This is a genomic window from Nocardia vaccinii NBRC 15922 (assembly GCF_001613305.1).
Lineage (GTDB): Bacteria > Actinomycetota > Actinomycetes > Mycobacteriales > Mycobacteriaceae > Nocardia > Nocardia vaccinii.
This window is the reverse complement of the sequence record NZ_BDCC01000077.1, coordinates 1-21674: the sequence shown is the minus strand read 5'-3', so window position 1 is coordinate 21674 and position 21674 is coordinate 1. Positions and strand designations below refer to the sequence as shown.

The following is a 21674-nucleotide window of genomic DNA, read 5'->3' as shown; positions in this document are numbered from 1 at the left end:
ATTGCCGGAGACACCAAGGCAGTTGAGAACAGGACGGCCATCGCAGCGGCAATTGTCGGCACGGCACTCGATCGCACAACGATCCCCTCGAATTCGACCGCGCCGGAGCACACCGCCTCCGGGTGCCCCCGACGTTGGTCGCAGAGCCTTCACATACAGCTGTATGCGACATGCGACTGTATCCGAGCCGCTCTTCGGATGGCAATAGGGTGTCGTCCGTGAACGATGAATCCCCTCCCCTCGGTCCGACAGCGGCGCGCCGTGCGGCGCAGGCCGAAAGCACCCGGGCGTCGCTGGTTGCCGCAGCACGAAAGCTGTTCGTGAACAAGGGATTCGATGCGACCAGCACCGAAGAGATCGTCGCCGCGGCTGAGGTCGGTACCCGCGGAGCTCTTTACCACCACTTCGCGGACAAGAGAGCCCTCTTCGAAGCCGTCGTTCTGGATATCGAACAGGAGCTACTCGCCACCATGGCCGCCGAATTCGCCGCGGCAGACAGCATCGCAGCCCTGGACCTGCTCAGGCGAGAGATACACGCATTCCTGGATGCCTGCCTGGGGCGAGACGTCCAGCGAATTCTGTTGATCGACGGCCGAGCCGTACTCGGCTGGCAACGCTGGCGGGAGATCGAGAGCCGCCACGGAATCACCGCCATGCGCTCGCTACTCGACCGGGCCGTCGCGGAACACGCGATGGCACCGGACGCCCCGACCGACGCCATCGCACACATGCTGCTGGCCGCACTCGACGAAGCGACGCTCTACATCGCAGCCGCCGACGGCACCGCCGACGCTCACGACAACGCCCTACGCGCGATGAACACGATCCTCGACGGCCTCGAACGTCGATGAACTTCCGGACAAGCCATCAGGCACGCGCGCCCCGAGAACTCGCCGATGTCGCGACGCAGCGCGCCGTAAGTACCGTCGGCACTCTGTTCCGCCCCGCGCGGTAACCCGATGGGACGCAAACCATTAGCGAGCCACACCGATGACGCTGATGTGCAGCCGATCAGGGAGCTTCCCACCGGATAACTGAGACTGATCCCGGCCGGGACCAAGCGCTGTCACAAGTCTCGAGTAGCCCTCTTATCCAGCAGTTCCCGCCGTTCACAGTCGGCGCGGCAGATTCGGCGAGACGATCAGCTTCCAAGACGACGGCTGCCCGTCTGACAACCCAGCCATCATCGGGTCGACGGATGTAGACAAAACACGCATCAATCCGGCTTCTGGTGGTCATATCCAGCATAAATCGTCAGCGTTCCCCAGCAAACCAGTGCTCAGTGGAGGTTCCATCACCGACGGCCGGCCGCTGCGAGGGTGCGCAATCCCCGCCCAGGCCGTGGACCGATCCACGGGGTCCCATCAGTAGCCCACCCCGTCCGGTGAAATAATCCACGATGTCTGGGCGTTCGTCACCTGACGGGAACCCCGGCGCGGAACCTGTTCGTGTAGACCGAGCCACCGAGCAGTTCCTCGCCGAGGCGCCACCGTTCAGCACCGCCGAAAACGGCCCACTAGTTCTTTTCGAGGGCACCTGTAGCGGCGGAGTCAGGGGCTGCGGTCGTTGTCTCCGCGTGGTGCGAAGAAACGGCGGGCCGACGCCAGCGGATCGCGGCCAACACGATCAGTCCGATACCGACGACGGCGAAGCCGATCGGCAGCCAGAAACTCAAAATCGAGAGTATTTGTCCGTTCTTCGACAACTTATGTGCGAGCGAGGGGATCTCGGCGGCGGCGGTGTGCAGTTTCACCGTCGACAACGGCAGGACCGGAACAGACTGCCCATTTACCGGTATCGCGGCGGCCATACGTTGAATTTGTTCGACTCGAAGCGGTGCTCCGAATTCCTTGTCGACGGAGATGTCGATCAGGTTCGAACTGACGTAGCTGATATCGAGCAGGTCGGGCATGGCAGCGAGGTTGGCTTGCAGGGTCGCCACAGAACCTGCCGGAACGATTCCTGCCTGCAACAAACCAGCTACGACCGCCTTCGGGAGCCGACTGGGAAAATCTTTGAACTGCGCCAGGACAGCGGGGCTTTTGACCGGACCGGTAGCGTCGATCCTGTAGTTGTACACCTCACGACCTTCGAGGTTTCCCTCAGCGGTGAACTGTGCCGGCTGCGCCGACTGGGTAACGGAGTCGTAGAGCGCCGTCCCGTCCTTCGGTGGGTTCATCGGCCAGCTGAACGCGATTCCTTGATGGGGTTCGAAACTCGCTCGAACATTGTCGGGTACAAGATGGTCCCGCCGGTCCGAACTCAGAGACACCGGCGAGAAATCCACGCGGCTTACCGCATAGCTGTGCTCGTCGTTCGCGGTGGTGCCGCCCGGCATGGCGATGGCGACCTTACTGGTCACTATTGCGGTGTCGCCGTCGGTGGCATCGACGGCGAGCGATCGTTGCGCGGTGATCGGGGCTTCCGGCGATATCAGGTGCGGGAGATCATTCGTCGCGAACGCGTGCGGGTTGAGGGCGGTGATAGTTCCTTCAAATCTTTGACTCTCATCGAAGTGGGTGGGCAGTTTCGTCATGACCGGAACGACGATCCTGATCGCCGCCACGGCGGCAATCAGGATGACACCCAGAGTCAACCATACGACCGAGGATTTACGAATTGTCGACATTGACATACTCAAGTTCCTTGAATTGTGGAATGGTATTCAGTTTTAAGAATGCACAATTCCCCCGGATGCGCGCGAAATGGTTTACATTCAGCAGTTCTACGAGGACTGTTCCGAGGTCCGCGCCGAGCACCTCCTGGTCGAATCGAAAAATATTCGCACGTGACTGTCACCGCTTGCAGTTGCGTGTGTGCGGTACACGGGCTTGGTCTCGGACATCGTTACTTCCTGGCTGTCGTGGCCGACGGTCGCGAGCCTGGGAACTTGGCTCGGTGTGGTTCTGGGTCGTTGCCGCGGTACGGAACCGGATTCGCGACCGACGAAGACTGGAGCCTTTCGGTTGGTGAGTGTGTTCAGAGGGTCCGCGTGTTGATGACGCGCTGTTCGGTGAAGGCGAGGAGGCCTTCCACGCCCATCTCGGTACCGAGCCCGGATTGCTTGATTCCGCCGAACGGCACCCGCGGGTCCATAGCGAACAAGCCGTGATTGTTGACGTGAACGGTACCGGCTTCGATTTCAGCTGCGACTCGCGCACCTCGTTCGACATCGGACGTCCAGACCGATGCACTCAGACCCAGATCCGTTGCATTCACGAGCTCGAGGGCTTCTTCGAGCGTGTCATAGGGCTGGATCGGAAGCGCGGGGCCGAACTGCTCGGTCTGCACCAAGTCGTGGGACTCGGGTGTACCCGTGAGGATTGCCGGGAGCAGGAAGTGGCCGCGTTCGGTGTCAGCTCCCATCACGCCCCGGCGGTGCACCTCGGCGCCCGCTCGCTCGGCAGAATCAACCAGGCCGGTGACAATTTCCTTCTGCCGGGCGGTGGTGAGAGGACCCATCGTGGTCTCGGAGTCGAGACCGTTGCCAACGACTGTCGTTTCCAGCTCGGTCAGGAGTCCCTCGACGAGGGTTTCGTACATGGCCCGAGGCACGTAGACGCGTTTGATCGCGACACAGACCTGTCCGGAGGTGGGGAATGCACCCGAAAGGAGCGATGCGCAAAGATCCCCGTCGATCTCGGCGTCGTCCAAGACGAGGGCCGCGTCGTTACCGCCGAGTTCGAGGGTGACGTTCTTCAACGTTGCCGCTGAGGCGCTGACCGCGATCCGACCCGTCGCGGTGGAGCCCGTGAGGCTGATCTTCCGCACTCCGGGATGTGCGAGCAGCGGGGCTGAGACCTCTTCGTCACTGCCGATCACCACGTTCAGGACACCAGGAGGGAAGACGCCGGCAATCGCCCCGAATGCCTTCAGAGTCGTGAGTGGCGTAACCGGGGAGGGTTTGAGGATCACAGCGCAGCCGGCCATCAGCGCAGGGATGACCTTCAGCGCAGCAAGGGCGAACGGATAGTTCCACGGCGCGATAGCAGCCACCACGCCAACAGGGCGACGCAGCACCGTCGCCGTTCCGAGCGTGTCGTCAATGATCGGAGCAGGGTCGTCGAGCGCCGACGCAAAGGACCCGTAGGCGTCGGCGATCGCCTCGTAGTAGCCGATCTCGAAGCTCGACTCCCACATCACCTTCCCTTGCTCCCGGGTCAGCAGTTCCGGAAGACCTTCGATCTTCGTCAGCGCTACCGCGCTTTCCTGGACGATTCGGACCCGTTCCGCGATCGGCACCTTGCGCCACTTCTTCTGGGCGCGAGTTGCGGCTTCGACAGCGCGGTCGAGATCTGCCCTCGTGAGCAAGGGGTAGGTACCAACGACCTCATCGACGTCGGCCGGGTTGCGGACCTCGCCGCGGGCCGTGCCATCGACGAACTCGCCGTCGATGAGAGCCCGACCGTAAATCTGGGTCTGGCCGGCTTCTGTTGGGACTGTCATGAATCGACTCCTTAATCGAAGAGGACGACCGCGCGGCCGGCCGGAAGGTGGACGTCGGGATCCAGAAGGCGCGGCGCGTCGTCGAGGCCGACCGTCTCGGTGATCAGGAGGTCGAGTGGCAGACGGCCCTGCTTGTACAATGCGAGTGCCCCGGGGATGTCGATCTGCGGCCGCAGTGAACCTGCGAAGGTGCCACTCAGGCGCTTCTGCATCAGCAGGCTGTACAGGTCGACGGTTACTTCAGTCGTTGCATCAGCGATCCCGATGGTGACCACGTCTCCACCTGGGCGCACCGCCTGGAAACCGAGCATCGTGCTTCCCTCGACTCCAGCGGCGTCGTAGGCGAAGTCTGCGCCCCGGCCGTCGGTAAGCGCGCCGATTTCACGTAGTGCACGTGTGGCCGTCGGGTCGATGGTGTGGGTGGCGCCAACCTTCTCGGCCAAGGCACGGGCCTCAGCACTCGGGTCGATCCCGATGATCGTGGTCGCACCTTGTACTCGAAGCGCCATGATCGAGGAGAGCCCGACGCCGCCGCAACCAATCACGACAGCGCTCGCACCGGGGAACACAACCGTGCGATTCGTGACGGCACCGAAACCGGTTCCCGCTCCACAGGCAAGCAGCGACGCGATCTGGAATGGAATCTCGTTGTCGAAAGCCACTGCAGACGTTGCAGGCACGACGGCGTACTCGGCCAGAGACGACTGGCACAACAGAGAGTGCAAGTCCTCTTGGTCCTTGGTAAGCCGGGTCGTCCCGTCGAGCATCAGACCGCCGGGAGACATCACCGCTCCGACCTCGCAGATCGAACGGTTTCCCAACGAGCACTGGTAGCAGGTTCCGCACGAGGCAACGATGCTGAGAACGACATGGTCCCCGACGACGCTCTGTGCGCCTTCGCCAACCTCCTCGACGACGCCGGCGCCCTCGTGGCCCATCACCATCGGGACAGGTGCCGGGATTCCGCCGGCAACGAAGGACTTGTCGGTGTGGCAGATTCCGGTCGCCTTGAGCCTGACCAGGACCTCACCCATACCGGGTGTGGGCCGGTCGATCTCCTCAACGGAGACCGAGCCCGGCTCTCGCAGAACGACTGCGCGCAACGCCTCAGCCCTTCTCGAGCAGGTCGGTGCGACCGGTCGCCCGCAGTTCCTTCTTGTAGGCTGCGAAGAGCGGCTTGGTGAGCGGGAGCAGTTTCAGGGCCTTGGCCATGGAACCTTCCATCCGAACCTTCCTGCGGGCCATTGCGACCGGGAAGTTGAGGTTTCCCAACCAAAAGGCGTGCGCGTCGTCTGATGCCATGTACAGATCCACGGTTACGTTGGCGGCAGCCTCAGCAGCCTTGCCGTACTGGACCTTCTGCCCCGGGAAATCGATGAGCATCACACAATCAGGGTCGCTGTAGTTCAGCCGCAGAACCAGACCGGATCCCTTGGTAGCAGCAACGAAATCGGGGTCAACGACGACGACCTCGAACATCTTGCCGATGTACTTCTCGACTTCATTGGAATCAGCGAAGACCGTCATTTGGTTTGCTTCTTTCTCGATGGGCCGGAGTTACCAGCTGATGGGAAGGTAGGTAGATAGCAAGGCGGTTCTGCCCACCGCCCAAGATGGGTGCATCGGCATCGGTGATCTTGAAGTTGGTGCAACTTCGGCGTTCACCTCGAGTAGGTACGGCGTGACGACGTCCTCGCGACAGGGAGGGGACATTTGGCTTTCCTCCAGGGCGCAGGGTGAGCTGATGAGTACTGATTCGTCAAGGGAGTAACCTCCGTCACATTTTGTGTGCGGTTCATTTTCGGAACAACCGATCGTTCCGTCAGGCGGAACCCGGGTCTGCAAATGAAGTCGGCGACCCGCTCGGCGACCATGACGCAGGTCAGGTAGGTGTTCCCGGCAGGGATCGCCGGGAGAACTGATGCGTCGGCAAGGCGTATGCCGTCGATTCCGTGTACCCGATATTCGTTGTCGACGGCCGTCGATGTATAGTCGAAATCGATGGCGCAACTTGCCGATACACTTCTCGACTTCGCTGAATCGTTGAAGACCGTCATTTGACTTGCTTCTTTCTCGATGGGCCGGAGTAAGGATCTCGCGCCCGTTCGGTAGGAGTACGCTCACGTGGTCGCCTTGGTGTATTCCCTGGTCGTGGAGGCTGTTCGCGGCTCGGCACGCAACTGAGAGCGCCTCGGATCAGGTCCAAATCCCGCGGCGGGTCCGGTGACCATTTCGTGCGGCCTGCGGGGGGCGGCCGATCAGCGTCAGATGAAGGCGGCGAAGCCCACTCGTACCCTGATCGGGATCGTCACTCCCTTTGTCGTTGGATTCATCTGCCCTGTGCGGTACTCAGCCCGCGAGTGCACGGGCAGTATCCGCCCACTTTCGGTGAGAACCGAGGATATTGATGATCGGTCGGACGCCGGCGACCTCGACATACTCGTCTAGACGAGCACGGCATTCCGACGGTGTTCCATATACCAGAAGGTCCTCGAAGATCGCGTCCGGCAACGCGTCCATCGCCGCGGCCTTTCCGTACCGTTCCCGGGCCGTCCACATAGGTTCGAGTGCCTCACCGCGTCCTAATCGGATTTGGTGCGCCCGATATCCGGGAGCGCAAAGTTGGTCGGTGACGAACGCGCGGCCGATCCGGCGCACCTCCTTTGGGTCCGAATGGAGGCAGACAGACACAACACTTGTAACCAGTTCGGGTTCAGGCAACCCCTTCATTCGATTCAGGTCGTTAGGTGTACACCAGTTGACCGTCAACCCATCGGCTTCCTCGCGGGCTAACTTCATACCCAGTTCGCCGACGCTGGCGACCATAATCTGCGGCGGGGTTGGCGGAGGAACGATCAGTTTGAAGTGCCGAATTGAAAACGTGTCATAATCCCGGTCTATCTTCTCCCCGTTGAGAGCTGCTATGAGGAATCTTACGACGTCACGCAGCCGGGAGAAAGGCTTTTCGTAAGGGATTCCGTTCCAACTCGTGACGAGGGCCGGCGTCGAGGTTGCTATCGAGAAGCCGACCCGCGAACCGAACGAAGCCGAGAGCTGGGCCGCAGTCAGCGCCAGGACTGCTGGGCCTCGGGTGAACGCCGAGAGAGTGGCCGTGATTGGTACCGAGTCGGTGGAAACACCCGTGACGGTCGCGGCGGAAACTACGTCGAAGCCACCAGCCTCGACGGCGCGCAGCTCGCCGTAACCGAGTTCCTCCAGCTCGCGCGTCAGTGTCGCGAGCTGACCTATTGTCTTGCCCGATACGGGCAGGGTCAGGCCCCACCGCCGGGCTGGTTGATCGTTCATCGGTCACCTCGTGTCAGTACGACGTCGTTGTGCTCTCCGACATGCGGCGCTCGGCTTTTCAGCTGCCACGGAGTTCGAGAGAAGCGGTAGGGTGCACCAGGATAAGTCGCCGCGATCTGCAGATCCTCGTGATCGACCCGGACCAAGAATTCGCGTGCCTCGAGGTGCTTGTCCTTCATGACTTCCTCGGGTTGGTGAGCGATACCGCAGGCAATCTTGCGAGTTTGCGCTCCGAGGAAGAACTCGTCAGCCGACAGTTTCGTTGCGATGAAGCTGATCGCGCCGCGGCCAGCGGCGAAGATTTCGGTCGCTATGACGTCATCTGCCGGGTCCATTTCGGCTCCGTCACGCCCTGCTCCCATCTCCAGGAAGAAGGTATCTGGAAATTCGTCCAGTAAGCCCAGTTCACCGAGCCACTCCAACAAGGTCTCGAATTCTTGTTGACTGCGAGGGGAAACGAACGGGCACACTTCCCGTCCATCGGCAGACATGACCAGAACCTCTGCCGTCGGCCGGGGCGTCGCATGACGGCCCCGCTGTCGATGGTTCCACCTGCCGTCGGCGAAGTACTGGTAAGTGCCACCTTCGGTCGTGACGTTGGATGCAGCGCTTATGGAGACGTCAACGAGTTGACCGCGCCCTGACCGCCTGCGCTCGTGCAGAGCGATGAGCGCACCGTTAGCTGCCCACACCGCGGCCAACTGGAGCGTTTGACCACCGGCCGGACGAACCGGGGGCGTGGAGCGCTCGTCATAACCACAGCTCCAGACCGGGCCCGTCCCAGCAGCGACGAGCAGGTCCGACGGCTCGGCAATCGTGCCAGGAGTCGCCCGGCCGAATTCGGTCAGCGACACCCAGATGACAGCAGGACTGCGTGCCGCGGTTGCCTCGTAGCTGAACTGCTGGTCGGTAAGCAATGGCGAGCTGCCCGGATCGAGGACGATGTCGGCTCCGTCGAGAAGCCCACGGAGAGCGGCGCGGCCCTCCGCGGACGCGACATCGATCGTGACACCCATCTTCGAGGTGTTGAAGTAGAGCCACGGCAGGCTCCGGTCCGGGCCTTCGACACCACCGACAAACGGACCTCGTAGGCGCGAGTCGTCGCCGGTTGGGGGCTCGACGAGGATCACCTCAGCACCGAGGTCAGCGAACAGCTTCCCGGTGAGAGACATATGCCGGCTGGCGAGTTCGATCACTCGCACGCCGGTCAGGGGGCCGTTGGTCATATCACGGACTCCTCGCGCAACGAGATGATCTCGTCCTTGCTGAGGCCCAGAATCTGGCCGAAGACGTAGTCATTGTCCTCGCCTATCAGGGGTGCGCTTCGCTCGATCTGCCAGTCTGTCCTGGACAGATGAAGCGGCAATCCGTCGACTCGGATATCGCCGATCTCAGGGTGCTGGACGGTCGGCCACAATCCCCAGTCGCTTGTGTGTGGGTGCTTCTCGATGCGTTCCGGCGGGGTGGCAACTGCGGTACACGGGACACCGGCAGGCACCAGAGAGTCGACGAGCGCACTTCTTTCCCAACGTGATGTCCACATGGCGAGCAGGGTGTCCAGTTCATCGGCGTGGTCAAGTCGGCCGGCAAGCGTCTCGAAGCGCGCCTCGGTTGCCCAATGTTCGTCTATGACGGCGCCCAAAGCCTTCCAATCGAGGTCGTGACGACACGCAATCGCCACCCATGTGTCTTCATCACGGCAGGGGTAGACACGGTGCGGAGCCATGGACTGCGATTGCGAGCGGTTCACATCGAACTGCTCGTCATCGCGGAAACGCCGGCCGTTGACGCTCGCTTCGAGCATCTCCGGCCCGAGCAGACCGGCTCCGACCTCCATACCGGCAACATCGATCAGCTGGCCCTCTCCGGTCTCTTCCCGGTGCCATAGCGCGGAAAGTAGGGCGAAGACGATGTAGTTGGCGGCGGCATAGTCCATGTACGAGTACCCGATTCCCGCCGCGCTTCGTCCGGGAGACCGGGTCATCGCAGTGAGCCCACACATTGCCTGCGTGATCGGGGCCCAGGCATGGAAGGACGCATAGGGGCCGCTCCGTCCGAAGCCGGTGTGTGATACATAAATGAGGTCCGGCCGTTGCTGACTCAGACGTTCGTATCCGAGCCCAAGCCGGTCGAGGACACCGGCGGAGAAGTTCTCTGTCACCACACCGGACTGCAGGGCGAGCTTGCGGGCAAGCTCGCGTCCTCGTTCCGTTCGGAGGTTGAGGGTGATGGCGCGCTTGCCGACGTTGTGGTTGTTGAACGCTACACCGAGTTCGATGCCCCGGCGTTCGTCCCGGTAGGGTGGTCCGCCGCGCAGAATGTCCCACCGCCCGCTGCGTACCGGATCCTCGATGCGGATCACTTCTGCGCCGAACGCCGCGAGCACACGCGTAGAGCCAGCACCTGCGATCTGTCCTGAGAAGTCACAGATGAGGAGCCCGCTCAGCGCCCCCACTACTGGCTTCTCTTCATGTCGGCCCATGCCACATCCCTGTCGAGGCGGGGTTCAGCGGGCAAACCAAGGACCCGTTCTCCCACCAACGTCCTCAGCACTTCGCCGGTACCGCCCTCGATCGTGTTCGCCCGGCACCGCAGGAAGAACCGCTGCAGGTCGTCGCTCTTGTCTACGTTGAATCCGGTGACCGCGTCGGATTGACGCATCTCATAGCTGCTATAGAGCATGCCCTCGGCACCTAGCAGGTCGATTATGAACTCGCTGATAGCTTTGTTCAGCTCTGCGGCCCGCAGCTTCCCGGCCGGGCCGTCGGGCCCCGGAATCCCGAGTTTGATCGCCTCGGACGCGCGCGCCTTCGTCAGCCGGGTGCATTCGGCGCGGACCCACAGATCCATCAGGCGGTCGCGAGTGACGGGATCTCCGTCTCCGTGAGTACTCCATGCGTCGAGCGCGATCCCAATTGGTCCGGTGCCACGCCGGGCCTGCCCTCGGCCGAGAGCACTTCGCTCGTTGGAGAGTGTGGTGCGTGCGACCTGCCAGCCGTTGTTGAGCTCACCCACCCTGCTGTCCGAGGAAAGCCGGACATCGGTGAGATAGACCTCGTTGAACTCCGCGTCCCCCGTCATCAGGCGGAGCGGTCGCACGTCCACGCCAGGGGCGTGCATGTCGACCACGAAAACGGTGATTCCCTTGTTCTTCGGCACCGAGGGATCGGTGCGCGCCATCAGAAGACCGAGATTTGCTCGGTGGGCGAACGTCGTCCAAACCTTTTGGCCGTTGACCACCCAGCCGCCCTCACAGTCCTCGGCGCGGGTACTGAGCGAGGCAAGATCCGATCCAGCTCCTGGCTCGGAGAACAGCTGACACCAAATCTCGTCACCGACGAACAGCGGCCGAAGATAGCGTGACTGCTGTTCGACAGTACCGTGCCGCATGAGCGTGGGTGCACAGAGGCCGTACCCAATTGGGTTCTGCGGGGCCATATTCGGAAATCCGTGCGAGAACAACTCTTTGTTGACGATTTTCTGCAGGTTCGCCGAAATCCCGAGGCCACCGAGACCAATGGGTTGATGTACCCATGCCAAGCCGAGGTCGAACTGCCGGCCGAGTTTGTCCGCGTCGGTGATGTTCGCGCCGGCAACCTCGTCGAGGAGTTGTCGGGTCAGCCGCTCGATCATCTCTTCCGGCGTCTGCTTCGTTTCGTCCACAGTCACGTGCGCCGTCATAGGTCTGCTCCGAACACTGGATCCCGACGATCCCGGAAGGCGCGAAGCGCCTCGCGGACGTTCTTGCTGCCTAGCGCAATGTGCTGAGCGCGGGCCTCACCCTCGAGTGCTTGTTCCAATGAGTGGGAGAAGGATTCGTCGAGAAGTCGCTTCGTCAATGACAGGGCAAGGGGTGAGCCCTGGGCAAGGCGCAGCGCCAGTTCATTCGCGGCCTGGTCGAGAGTGTCGTCGGGAACCACACGGAGGACGAGTCCGTACGCCTCCGCCTCGGTCGCCGAGATCGTGTCGCCGAGCAGTGTGAGTTCGCGAGCCTTCTGCATGCCGACCAGACGCGGAAGCAGCCACGATCCTCCGAGATCGACGGACATTCCGCGCTTCGCGAATGCCTGACTGAACGACGCTCCAGCGCCCGCGATGACGAAGTCGCATCCGAGCGCGAGGTTCCACCCGGCCCCGATTGCGGGTCCAGCCACCGCGGCGACGGTGGGCTGCGGTAGCGCTCTGAGCTCGGTCATCAGCCGACCCATTCCGCGCATCATCGTCAAGACTGCTCGATCGTGGACCTCTGTGAGGTCACCACCCGAGCAGAACGAATCTCCTTCGCCGCGGATGACGACGACCCGGTCTTCAGGGTTGAGCCCAATCGACCGAAAGTTGTCGACGAGCGCTGACGACATCGCTGAGTTCAGCGCATTCTTGCGTCTGGGGCGGTTCAGCGTGATGGTGACAACACCATTGGTGCGATCAATCCTGATCGGCTTTTCCTCGGTCATTGCTGCTTCGGCAACTGCGGTCACGGCCTAACCTCCTGGTTTATCGCGACTGCGATGTCGGGATCGTTGCGGTGTTCATCGAGTAGCGGGGCACGGCCAAGTTCCCACCACTGATGGTTGATCCGGAAAGGCGCACCCGGGCGTCTGTACTTTCTGCCCGAACTGCCCACCGCATCCGAGAAGTAGTTCACGCTGCGCAAATGGTTGTCCTCCACCAGGTCAGCGATGCTGTACAGCGGCGTCACTGCGATGCGCCTGCGTTGCCCCTCATGAAACAGAGACTGGCGATCGCCGGCCATGGTCACCTTCTCTGTCCACTCGTCGACGACGTCCATGAACTGTGCGCGAACACTCATCTGACGGAAGGTGTCATCCAGGAAGGCGTCGTTGCCGGTCGTGTCGGCTATCCACTGAGCCATTGCAGTCCAGTGCCCCGGCTGCATGATGGTGATGCTGACGTAACCGTCGGAACAGGGATACAGCCCGTACGGCCTCGTCACCGCTCGGCGCACGCCGTCCCGCCTACGCGAGATCCGGTCATCGAGATACACGGGAAACCCTGCTTCGGCTGCGACGTTGAGCAGGCACTCCTGCACCGCGATGTCGATGAGCTGACCCGTTCCGGAGCGTCGCTGGACCCGCATCGCCATCAGCGTCGCAGAGGTCGCCTGCAGCCCGGCAAGTTGATAGGCGACCTGTGCCGGGCCGGCAGGGACGACTGGTGGCGCGTCGGGGTAGCCGATGATGCTCAGCGCGCCCGACGAGGCCCAGGCAGTGAGATTGGTGCCGGCCCAGTCCCGGTGCGGCCCGTTTGCACCGAATGGGGTTATTCGCACCCACACCACGCCGGGGTGGGCCGCACGGACGTCAGCTCGGGTATCGGGCACCGACGCGTCGAACACCACGTCGGCAAGGCTGAGGAGCGCGTTGAGCTGACTTTGGCCGTCGTCGGTGAACTCGTCGATGACGACGCTCCGCTTGCCCTGCGCAAGATATGTGAACCACACGCTGTTATCGGGCGGCGCGACCTCTGGCAGAAATGGCGGCATGAATCGCAACGGCCCACCACCAGGGGGTTCAACGACGATCACGTCCGCTCCCAGCCCGGCGAGCAGCATCGATCCGTAGGCGCCGGACAGGCCGGCCAGGTCGACCACGGTAAGCCCTGCCAACGGGCCGCTCATGACCATGCCCCCGGGACGCCGAGAATCAGGTCGACATAGTCGTCGTAAGGTCTGCGCAGAGTCATATCGAGTTGTTGCGGCAGATACACAGCGCCTTCCTCTGCGAGTGCGGCGACCTCCTCCGGCTGGTAGCCGAGTTCGGCCAGCAGGTCTTGTGTGTGTTCGGCCAGGATCGGCCCCGCGGCATCCGCGCGCCCCGGCGTCGCAGTCAGGTTTTGCGGGTTGCCGCCGAACAGATCCCGACCGAACCGCGTGCTGGGAGCGAGGCGATACCATCCTCGGTACTTGATCTGGGGGTCGTCGGCCAACTCTTCGACGGTCGACACCACATGCGCAGCCACACCCGCGTTCTGCAACATCGTTGTGAGTTCGAATGCATCGTGATCGGCGGTCCACGCCCCAAGCCCGACATCGAGCGCGTCGAGATCGGCACGCCGACCAGCCTCGGTGACATAGCGGCGGTCAGTGCTCCACGAAGGAGCGCCCATCACCTCGACGAGAGCGCTCCACGCGGCGTCGTCAACGACGCTGATCGCGATCCACCGGTCTTCGCCCCGACACTGGTAGACCCCTTCCGGTGCCGCGGCGTCGGACCTGTTGCCTGATCGCTCGCGGCTGATACCGGTGGCGTCCACCTCGAGGATTAGCGGGCCGAGCATGCTGACGGTCGCCTCGAACTGGCTTACGTCGATCATCGTGCCCTCGCCGGTGCGCTCACGATGCTCGAGAGCGGCGAGCGTGGCGATGAATCCATGCAGTGCCGAGCTGTAGTCCGATATCGCAACTTTCGATGCGCCGGCCGGTGGGCGATCGGTCGTGCCGGTGAGGTAATCGATTCCGACGAGCGGTGACTGGTTCGGCCCAAAGGATAAATAGTCGGAGTACGGCCCGCTGGTGTCGCTGCCGAAACCCGGAAGAGAAACATAGATGATGTCCGGCTGGACCGCGGACACACTTTCGTAGGTCAGCCCGAGCGAGCGGACAGCGCGAGGAGAGAAATTCGTCACGAACACGTCGCACGTCGCGATCAACCGATCGAGGGCGTCTCGCCCCTTCGGGTTCTTCATATTCAAACCGACGCTGCGTTTTCCGGCCGACCACTCGCTCACGTACGGGCTCAGGTCAAGCCATGCACCCTTAGGTTCGATGTCGTCACGCCCGTTAGCCCATGAGGCACCGAAGAGGCGGCAGACATCGGGTTGGTCGGGAGTGTCGATCTTGATTACGTCAGCGCCGTGGTAGGCCATGTACGCGGGGCCCAGCGGACCCGCAACCGAAGTGCCGAGGTCGAGTACCCGCACACCTTCCATAGCGCGGCCGTCGCGCGCAGCAGTTGCGACCTGGCCTTCGCTGTCGTTCTCGGCGCTCATGGCGCTCCCTCGATCTTGATTCGTGACATCAATTTTTGTTGTGCCCAGGCGTACAGGGACACGAGGATCTGCTGCTCTAGTCGCTGGACGGCAGCGGCTTTGCCTGCATCAGCTCGAGCGGGCGGCCGTCGATCTCGAGGGATCCAGCGCCGGCCTTCGTGCAGAGAACCTCGAGCTTCGAGACCGCGTCGAAGTAACGTTTTCCGACGAGTACGCCGAGGCCGGCAGCCCCAACAGTTGGCGCCTGTGACGGTGCGTTCGAGGCCGGAACCATCGCGGCGCCACCGCAGGTGAGTTCGATATCCGTGTCCGGTGCCCGGACGACGATGACCTGCACGGCTGACGTAGCACTCGAAAGACGGTTGCCCGCTTGATAAGTCATGATGGGATGCCCTTCCAGGCCCAGAGTGGTCGACCCGAGCCGAATATAACTTAGACACACATACTAGCAATGTCTATTTGTCAATAGTAGTGATCGGGCCCGCGAAATCAAGCGTCGCTGGACACCAGAGGCTGATCAGGTCCCGCCCTGCAGGATCATCCCGCTCGTGGGCTGGGCCGTTCCGCCGGTGACGAGAACGTTGTCCACGTTTGCCACCTGGTTTGCCGACTCGCCTCGGATCTGGCGGACTGCCTCGATCATTCCGTTGAAACCGTGAACGTAGGCCTCCGACATCATTCCGCCGTTCGTATTCACCGGCAGCCGACCGTCGATGCGGGTGTTTCCCTCTGCAATGAACGCGCAGCCTTTGCCGGGTTCACTGAATCCGAAGCTTTCCAGCACCATCGGTATCACCGGGCTGAAGTTGTCGTACAGCATCGCCACGTCGATGTCATTTGCACCCAGGGTCGACTGCGCCCAAAGCTGGGCGGCGACCGCCTGCAGATCGGGGAGAGCCAACATGTCGTCTCGGTAGTACGACTGCAGGACGGAGCTGCCCGGCCCCATCCCCCGTGCGGCGGCCCGCACTGTCGCGGGCCGCTTTGTCAAAGACCTGGCGATGTCTTCGCGGGCGACGACGATCGCGGCACCGGCATCAGTTTCCAGGCAGCAGTCCGCGACCCGGAGCACTGGTTCCACCACCCAACGTGATGCGTGGTAGTCCTCAACTGTGAGCGGTTTGCTGAAGAAATGGGCCCGCGGGTTGGTCGATCCGTAGTCGCGATTGGTGCACGCGACGACGGCCAGGTCCTCGTTTGTGAGGCCGTGTTCGTACATCCACCGGTGGAATACCAGCGAACTGGAGATCGCGGGCGTCACCAATCCGTAGCTCTTTGTGAGACCCCAGGATTGCGGTGCGGGTGCAGCGTTGGGCCCTCCTGGCCGACCAAATCGGGCACCCGATCGCAGGTTCGCGCCGCGGTAGATGACAATCACGTCGGCCAATCCTGCTGAGATGGCGAGCGCGGCGTCCTGTACGGAACCGCAGCACGCCCCGCCGCCGTATGGCAGCGACGAGTACCAACTGAGTGGGCCGAGAGCCAGTGCTGTAGACACTGCTGTCGGTTGGCTGGCGTCCGCTTGCAGAGTGACGAGACCATCGATGTCCGACATCGACAAGCCAGCGTCTGTGATGGCAGCGCGTATCGCCTCTACCGTCAGCGCCAGGTCGCTCTTACCAGACGCCGACATGAACTCGGTATGGGCGATCCCGACGATCGCTGCTCCGCCCCCGGTCATGCGAGCACAAACAACGGCAGCTGGAGTGCCGATGTTCCGGTCGGGTCCGAGACCGTCTGCCAGATAACCTCAACTTCCATGCCGAAGTCGATCATGCTCGGCGTCACGTGGAGAACATTGCTCGGGAACCGTAAGCCCTCTTCGAGCGAGATCACCGCCACGGCAGCGTCATCCGGGAGGTAATTGACCCGAGGACGCCGCACGAAGGAGTACGAGAACACTGTTCCGCGGCCGCTCGAAGCCCAGGGTCGCCAGGCGAACGACCCACAGAACCGGCAAGCGTCCGAGACCGGAAACCGCGGCAGGTCGCAGTCGGAGCATCGCTGGAAACGCAACTCACCTTCGCGTGCGCCTTCCCAGAAGAAGTCGTACTCAGGCCCGAGCGTAGGAATCAGTCGAGGCTCGACCGCCGGAGAATTCTCAGCGGACAACACCATTCTCCTTCAACGTAGCGATCTCATCCCAGCTGAGCCCCATGTCGAGGAGGATGAGTTCCGAATGTTCGGCATGTTCCGGAGCCCGGTGCGGGACCGGACTGCGCTCGTCGAACTGGACTGGAGAGGCGACCAGGTACGGCGGCGACGTCGAACCCTCCGCGTCCTGCACCCCAATGATGTAGTCGTTCGCCAGTATCTGCGGGTCGGTCGCCACCTCGCCCGGTTGTTGGAACACGTCCCAGACGAAGTCAGCGCCCATCAGCCTCTGCTTCCACTCAGCCAGCGTGCGGGTACTGAATACGGCGTCAAGTTCGGCTATCAGTGCGGGGGCGTGGCTCAGCCGGCCAGCTGCGTCGGCGAAGCGCGGATCCTCGCGCAGTTGGGGTGCGTCCAGGCGCGCACTGAATTCAGGCCAGTCTCGGTCCGACTGCAGCAACACGATCGCGAGGAAGCGGCGATCTGAGGTACGGAATACGTTCGTGAGCGGATTGCGCCGCTTGTCCCGGTCGAGTGTGGGGATCGGCGCGTACGGTTCCCCGGCAGCCGAGGTGACGATGTCTGCGGCGATACTCCACGCGCCGACGCCGAGAAGCGAGACGTCTACGACCGGCGCTGCCCCGGTCCGCTCGCGCTCCACCAGAGCCGCCGCGATACCTCCAGCGAGCACCGTGGCACTGATCAGGTCGCCGAACTGGGCGTTGCCGGCGAGCGGATAGTCCAGATCCGGGTGGTGATATACGGACGCGACCCCCGACCGTGCCCAGAAGTGTGAGAAGTCGTATCCGCCTGAGGCCGACTCGGGACCACGGGGGCCCACACCGGACCCGCGGGCGTAGATGATCCGCTGGTTGGCCTTCTGGAGATCGTCAACGTCTATGCCAAGTTTTTTTCGGGCATCCGGAAGGAAGTTCGTCAAGAAGACATCACTGGACTCCGCCATCCGCAGCAGAAGTTCACGACCTTCGGGCTCCTTGAGGTCGATTCCGATGCTGCGCTTGCCGCGGTTAGTGTTGTGGATGACGTTGCGGTACTTCATCGAAGCCTTGTCTGGGTAAAGGCCGCGGATCGCGTCGCCCTGCGTCGCGTGCTCGACCTTCACGACATCGGCGCCCCAGTCAGCAAGGATGCCGCCAGCCCCTGGGACGAACACCCACTGCGCGACTTCCAGGACACGGATACCGGCCAGCGGACCGGCCGTCTTCGGCACCGTCGTGCCGTCGTTCTCGATGGCGGTCACAGCGCGTAGATCCGTTGCTCTAGGGCAGCGAGTGAAACGTTACTGACATTGTCGTCCAACGAAATTCTCCATTGTTCTAGAACTATTAGAGGATCGGCCACTCCGGACACGACCGCTTCGACTTGCTGCTCGACCAGTACCACGGCCACGAAAACGAGCCGACCTGGAGATCATGCCGATCTCACCGCCCCTCCCCGAACAAGCCGACCGGTCCGGTCACCTGGGTGATTGCGAGAACGCCGAAAACGACGATTGCGGCGTAATCGATGTTCAAATTAATCAATCCCACCTGGTACTGGGAACAGCTGCATGAACTGTCGGTTCGTCGGTCGTGGCGAACGGTGACGTAGCAGGAGCAAAAATTGTTCCGGCTGCGGCGGATCGTGATGCGGGTATCAACGCGGCTCAGCTGGGCTCGAGTCGAACGGGCAGATGCACGATCGTGGAGACCAGCGTGGAACCCAGACGATCCGGCTCCCCCACCAACTGGTATTCAGGGAAACGGGCAAGCAACTCTTCAAAGACGATTCGCGCCTCCAATCGTGCCAGGTGCGCCCCGAGGCAGACGTGCTTCCCCCACCCGAAGGCGAGGTGCGTGGGCGAGAACGTGCGCTGAACATCGAATACCTCGGGACCTTCGAAAATATCCTCGTCCATGTTGGCACTCGGATAGACGAGCACCACGTGGTCGCCTTCCTTGATGGTCTTGCCACGGAATACGACGTCCTGCGTGGCATATCTGACGAAATGAATAACCGGCGTAACCCAACGCAGGATCTCACTGACCGCCGAACCGATCAGCTCGGGGTCCTCGACCAGAATGCTGCGCTGGTCGGGATGTTGAGCAAGAGCGATCGTTCCGCCCGACATCAGGTTCCGCGTAGTTTCGTTACCGCCAACCAGCAGCGCACTGCACAGCATCTGCAGCATCCCCAGGTCGAAACGTTCGCCATCGACTTCGGCGGCTCCGAGCAGGGAGATCAAGTCGTCTCCTGGGTTGGCTCGGCGCTCAGCGATCAACGCCCCGAAGTACTCCCACATTTCGACCCGGCACCGTTGCAATGCTGCCAGGTCCTCGGGCTTCGCTGACGATGTCGCAATGACAGCATCCGACCAGCGCTTGAAGTCGGCCCACCGATCACGCGGCACACCGAGCAGCTGGGCAATGACGTACATCGGTACCGGCACGAATAGCTTGTCGACGAGGTCAATGTCGACCGAGGGATCCAATGAGTCGAGAATCTCGCACGTCAACTCGCGGACGAAGACCTCCAACTGCGCGACCACACGCGGCGTAAAGGTCATAGCGACGAGGCGACGCACCTTCGCGTGATCGGGGCCATCCATCGCGAGGATTGGCACGATCCCACCAGGGTACGTCGCGACCGATTTCTTCGCCGCGACATCAACGATGACCATTCCGCGGGCGTTGGAGAAAGCATCTGATGTCTCGACTCGTCTGATGTCCTCGTACTTGGTCAACAACCACGCGCCATCACGCTCTGACCAGAAGACAGGATCCTCGTTCCTGATTCGTGCGTAGATCTCACGAGTCGACCCAAGATGGAACGACTTGTCCTGGAAGTTGACAAGTTCTTGCAGAGCCGTGGTCATGGTTCGATTCGCTCCTCCGCTGTGGTCGATCGGGTTTCTCAGATCAACGGCGCGCGCCCACCAACGGCGGACGGGCGCCGAGTACCGTCCCGACGACTGTGTTGCGGAACACAATACGACATCTAATGTCTATTTGTCTACCAGTCGATCCCTGGAGGAATGGAACGTGCCCACCCCGGGTGTCAGGCTCCCGCACTCCGATCCCACGGGAAAATCTTGGCAGCGTTGCCCCCGAGAAACGCCTCTTTGCCTTCGTCGCTGATGTCCAGTGCCCGTGCCGATTTCACGGATCCTTCCACCGACAGCATGGGGAAGTCCGACGCCCACAGCAGTCGATCTCTCCCGCGCGAGGAGTCCATGAAGGAGACCACAGACGGCTCCATGTACTTCGCCAGGTACGCGGAGTTCATCAGATACAGGTTCTCGTACTTCATCATCAGCCGGATCAACAGGCTTTCCCATGGGTGACCCATATGGGAAGCGACGATCGTCAGCTTTGGGAAGTCGATGCATACGTCGTCGAGATCCATTGGATCCTGGCATCGGCCGCGGACCTTGGGGCCCGGTATTCCAACGTTGATCGACACCGGGATGCCGAGGGCCTCGCAGCGCTCGTAGATCGGGTAGTGCATACGGCTGTTGATCGGCTCTTGCGTGAACAGCGGCACGATGCGAAAGCACACGACACGGGGGTCCTTCGCCGCCTGCTCGAGTGCGTCGACCATCACCCGAACCGATGGGAATGGCGCAAGGGTGAATGCCGCGCGGAAACGATCCGGAAAGCTGTCGCACGCAGCGATCGGATCATCCACAGGAGCTTCACCTCGGCTGTAGCGGCCACCCTGTAGCAGCGGCGCGGTGATGATGCCCCTGTCGACGCCTGCGGCATCCATCATGGCCACGATCGCATCGAAGGGAATGCCGTCGGTGACCTTGACCGACTCCCCGAAGAACTTCGCGACGCCGGCCAGAACCGGGTTCTTCGCGAATTGTGCCGCAGTCTTCGCCGGCAGCGTGTTGATCCACGCATCAATTACCTGCATCTGGTTTGGTCCTCACTGTTGTCGTGCGTCGATGACCAGCACCGCAAAGCGGCACACCGCAGCGAAAGACGGTAGCTGATCAGGGTCCACCGGCTCACTCCCCGTCGGCACACGTATAGACATTTACCGTCTTGATGTCTACCGCAGTAGTCGCCAAAAGAGAAGCCCCACCTGGCCCCACCTGGCCTTGCAGGGCCAGACGGAGTGCAGTGGGGCTCATGGCGACGTCGAGAACCGGAACAACGCCGCCTGGTGTGAGCGTGCAGCCATCGTGTCGTGCGATGGCGGTGTTCTCGGCCTTTCCGGACTCCTCGCTATCGCGACGGCCGCCGCATCTGCCATCGCCGAACCAATTGCCGGCGGGTGCGGATTCGGATGAGAGTGCAGGCGCCGAAGCACATGGAGCCAGTCTCGATCACACGACCGTTCTCATGCTGCTCAGGTCGTGGATCACGTCCGGAAGAACACCGCGAGCTGAACAGCCGCGGCTCCGATACCCAGTCCTAAAGCCGCGAGCGCGGCTCGATCGCCACGCAGCCCCTTGTCGAGGCCGAGGGCCCGGTCAACACTCCACCGGCCTGGCCCCGATCCAGCAAGCGCCACTGATGCAACCGCCAGGTTCGTGACGTATTCCCAGCCTTCGGAGGTGATGAAGAAGCCATTCGCGACATGAACTGATCGAGCGGCGACAGCCATTGTTCCGACGACTGCTGCAGCCGCGACTGGTGTTGCCGCCCCTGCGATCAGGGCCACCCCTGCGCCTACCTCAACCACCACGCTTGCCTGGGCCTGCAAGCGTGGTTCGCGGAATCCAATCGATTCGAACCAGCCTGCCGTCCCATCGATACTGCGCCCGTGCTTGATACCGTGCGCGACCAGTGTGCCGCCGATGATCGTCCGTG

General features: G+C 62.3%; 20 protein-coding genes. 1 reads left to right on the top strand and 19 read right to left on the bottom strand.

From position 1 onward, the window contains the following. Positions 1–218 precede the first annotated feature (218 nt). Positions 219–851, top strand: coding sequence for a TetR/AcrR family transcriptional regulator (locus tag NV1_RS37640; protein WP_067902994.1), 633 nt, complete (start codon positions 219–221; stop codon positions 849–851). A 665-nt stretch (positions 852–1516) separates the two neighbouring features. Here NV1_RS37640 and NV1_RS37635 read toward each other — a convergent pair. The 19 genes from NV1_RS37635 to NV1_RS37550 form a co-directional block, all read right to left on the bottom strand. Further along, complete coding sequence (locus tag NV1_RS37635) at positions 1517–2635, bottom strand: porin PorA family protein (RefSeq protein WP_245714137.1); 1119 nt, start codon at positions 2633–2635, stop codon at positions 1517–1519. A gap of 344 nt (positions 2636–2979) precedes the next feature. Beyond that, positions 2980–4446, bottom strand: coding sequence for an aldehyde dehydrogenase family protein (locus NV1_RS37630; RefSeq protein ID WP_084526469.1), 1467 nt, complete (start codon positions 4444–4446; stop codon positions 2980–2982). Between the two features lie 11 nt (positions 4447–4457). Further along, on the bottom strand, positions 4458–5480 hold the full coding sequence (locus NV1_RS37625; protein WP_218027336.1) for a zinc-binding dehydrogenase: 1023 nt from the start codon (positions 5478–5480) through the stop codon (positions 4458–4460). Positions 5481–5553: 73 nt separating this feature from the next. Next, positions 5554–5973: an SCP2 sterol-binding domain-containing protein gene (locus NV1_RS37620; protein WP_067902986.1), complete on the bottom strand. Its 420-nt coding sequence runs from the start codon at positions 5971–5973 to the stop codon at positions 5554–5556. 134 nt (positions 5974–6107) lie between these two features. Then, positions 6108–6503, bottom strand: coding sequence for a GMC oxidoreductase (locus tag NV1_RS47130; protein WP_084526467.1), 396 nt, complete (start codon positions 6501–6503; stop codon positions 6108–6110). A 292-nt stretch (positions 6504–6795) separates the two neighbouring features. Next, the gene (locus NV1_RS37615) at positions 6796–7752 is read right to left on the bottom strand and encodes an LLM class flavin-dependent oxidoreductase (RefSeq protein ID WP_067902984.1); all 957 of its coding nucleotides are present in this window, start codon (positions 7750–7752) and stop codon (positions 6796–6798) included. Then, on the bottom strand, positions 7749–8978 hold the full coding sequence (locus NV1_RS37610) for a CoA transferase (RefSeq protein ID WP_084526465.1): 1230 nt from the start codon (positions 8976–8978) through the stop codon (positions 7749–7751). The genes NV1_RS37615 and NV1_RS37610 overlap by 4 nt, the downstream gene beginning before the upstream one ends. Continuing rightward, on the bottom strand, positions 8975–10234 hold the full coding sequence (locus NV1_RS37605; RefSeq protein WP_067902979.1) for a CaiB/BaiF CoA transferase family protein: 1260 nt from the start codon (positions 10232–10234) through the stop codon (positions 8975–8977). Before NV1_RS37605 ends, NV1_RS37610 begins: the two co-directional genes overlap by 4 nt. Further along, complete coding sequence (locus NV1_RS37600) at positions 10207–11421, bottom strand: acyl-CoA dehydrogenase family protein (RefSeq protein WP_245714136.1); 1215 nt, start codon at positions 11419–11421, stop codon at positions 10207–10209. The genes NV1_RS37605 and NV1_RS37600 overlap by 28 nt, the downstream gene beginning before the upstream one ends. Positions 11422–11429: 8 nt before the next feature. Next, complete coding sequence (locus NV1_RS37595) at positions 11430–12230, bottom strand: enoyl-CoA hydratase/isomerase family protein (protein ID WP_157117632.1); 801 nt, start codon at positions 12228–12230, stop codon at positions 11430–11432. Continuing rightward, a complete protein-coding gene (locus NV1_RS37590) occupies positions 12227–13390 on the bottom strand; it encodes a CaiB/BaiF CoA transferase family protein (protein WP_169813509.1) in 1164 nt (387 codons plus the stop codon). Before NV1_RS37590 ends, NV1_RS37595 begins: the two co-directional genes overlap by 4 nt. Beyond that, positions 13387–14760, bottom strand: coding sequence for a CaiB/BaiF CoA transferase family protein (locus NV1_RS37585; protein WP_067902970.1), 1374 nt, complete (start codon positions 14758–14760; stop codon positions 13387–13389). The genes NV1_RS37590 and NV1_RS37585 overlap by 4 nt, the downstream gene beginning before the upstream one ends. 76 nt (positions 14761–14836) lie before the next feature. Next, on the bottom strand, positions 14837–15142 hold the full coding sequence (locus NV1_RS37580; protein ID WP_067902968.1) for a hypothetical protein: 306 nt from the start codon (positions 15140–15142) through the stop codon (positions 14837–14839). A 135-nt stretch (positions 15143–15277) separates the two neighbouring features. Next, positions 15278–16441, bottom strand: coding sequence for a thiolase C-terminal domain-containing protein (locus NV1_RS37575; RefSeq protein ID WP_067902965.1), 1164 nt, complete (start codon positions 16439–16441; stop codon positions 15278–15280). After that, complete coding sequence (locus tag NV1_RS42870) at positions 16438–16872, bottom strand: Zn-ribbon domain-containing OB-fold protein (protein WP_169813508.1); 435 nt, start codon at positions 16870–16872, stop codon at positions 16438–16440. Before NV1_RS42870 ends, NV1_RS37575 begins: the two co-directional genes overlap by 4 nt. Then, positions 16862–18115: a CaiB/BaiF CoA transferase family protein gene (locus tag NV1_RS37565; protein ID WP_084526461.1), complete on the bottom strand. Its 1254-nt coding sequence runs from the start codon at positions 18113–18115 to the stop codon at positions 16862–16864. The genes NV1_RS42870 and NV1_RS37565 overlap by 11 nt, the downstream gene beginning before the upstream one ends. A 405-nt stretch (positions 18116–18520) precedes the next feature. Further along, complete coding sequence (locus NV1_RS37560; protein ID WP_084526459.1) at positions 18521–19729, bottom strand: cytochrome P450; 1209 nt, start codon at positions 19727–19729, stop codon at positions 18521–18523. Positions 19730–19911: 182 nt separating this feature from the next. Beyond that, a complete protein-coding gene (locus NV1_RS37555) occupies positions 19912–20772 on the bottom strand; it encodes an amidohydrolase family protein (protein WP_067902960.1) in 861 nt (286 codons plus the stop codon). Positions 20773–21222: 450 nt separating this feature from the next. Further along, positions 21223–21674, bottom strand: a 452-nt coding sequence (locus NV1_RS37550) for a DoxX family protein (RefSeq protein WP_067902957.1), incomplete at its 5' end; no start/stop codon positions are given.